Origin of the sequence: Streptomyces sp. SPB074, from assembly GCF_000154905.1 — a bacterium.
In the GTDB taxonomy this organism is placed as follows: Bacteria; Actinomycetota; Actinomycetes; order Streptomycetales; family Streptomycetaceae; genus Streptomyces.
Window position 1 is genome coordinate 3,855,619 of record NZ_GG770539.1, and the last position, 1,172, is coordinate 3,856,790.

Here is a 1,172-nt window from a genome sequence, read left to right on the forward strand (position 1 = left end):
CGGGGCCCAGGGGGAGTTCGGTGCGCCGGTGCGGGTCGGCCTGCTGCGGGGCCAGGGTGAACAGCGCGGCGCAGGCCGCCGCCGTCGCGAGCGCGGCACCCGCCCCCGCGCGGATCGTCTTGCGGCGGCGCGCACGGCGGCGGACGGTCGCGAACTGGTGCGCGGGCGCGGCGAGATACCCGGGGTCCTCGTCGCCCCGCAGGAGCACGAAGAGCGGGTCCCCCGAGGGGTCCTCGTCATCGAACCTGGTGGTCAACGGTCCTCCTCAGGTGGGCTCTCAGCAGTTCGCGGGCGGCGTGCAGATCGGCCTTCACCGTGCCCTCCTTGCGGCCGGTGACCGCGGCGACCTCGCGGACCGGCATGTCGGCGTAGTAGTGGAGCAGGACGGGCACGCGCAGCCGCTCGGGGAGCGACTGGACGAGCAGGCGCACGCCCGGGTCCGGGACGTGGTCCGGTTCGCGCAGCGCCGTCTCGGTGCTCGCGCGGCGCAGCGCGGTGCGTTCGCGGTCCAGCGCGCGCCAGTGGTCCCGTACGAGGTTCGCCGCCGTCACGTACAGGAAGCCGCGCGGCTCCGCGACCGAACCCCAGCGCGCCCACAGGCGCGTGAAGGCTTCGGAGGCGATCTCGTGGGCCGTCCCGTCGTCGTCGACGAGCCGCCGTACCCACCCCGCGAGCCGGGGGTAGAGCACGGCGAACAGCTCGGCGGCCTCGCGCTCGCGGCGCCTCACGAGGCTCCCGTGCGGTGCGCGAAGACGATGACGTTCGCGGAGTACCCGGCCGCGTCGCGCCGCCCGCCGCAGGTGATGAGCCGAAGCTCGGCGCGGGGCACGTCTCCGTACACCTCCTTCGTCGGGAACTCGCTCTTCGCCACGGTACGCACCCGGTCCACGACGAAGCGGACGGTGCTCCCGTCGGCCCGCCGCACCACGATCGGGTCGCCGCGCTCGACGCCGCCGAGCCGCCGGAACACCCCGTCGCGGTCCGGCCCGGTCGTCACGTGGCCGAGCACGACGGCGGGGCCGCGCTCGCCGGGCGGCGGTCCGTACCGGTACCAGCCCGCGACATCGTGCGCGACGAGCGGCGGCACCTCCACGGTCCGGTCCGGCGCGAGGCCGAGCGGGGTGAGCGGGGTGTCCACGCCGGCCGCCGGGACGAGGAGCCGGGTGGGGCGG

General features: G+C 76.3%; 2 protein-coding genes and 1 pseudogene. All 3 read right to left on the bottom strand.

From position 1 onward, the window contains the following. Window positions 1-256: pseudogene (locus SSBG_RS16015) on the bottom strand (hypothetical protein); the annotation flags it as partial. Next, entirely contained in the window at window positions 237-728 is a 492-nt protein-coding gene (locus SSBG_RS16020) for an RNA polymerase sigma factor (RefSeq protein ID WP_008747137.1), read from the bottom strand. The gene SSBG_RS16020 and the pseudogene SSBG_RS16015, both read right to left, overlap by 20 nt. Further along, window positions 725-1,172 (bottom strand): class F sortase (locus tag SSBG_RS16025; RefSeq protein WP_078491326.1); only part of this gene is annotated, 448 nt, incomplete at its 5' end. The genes SSBG_RS16025 and SSBG_RS16020, both read right to left, overlap by 4 nt.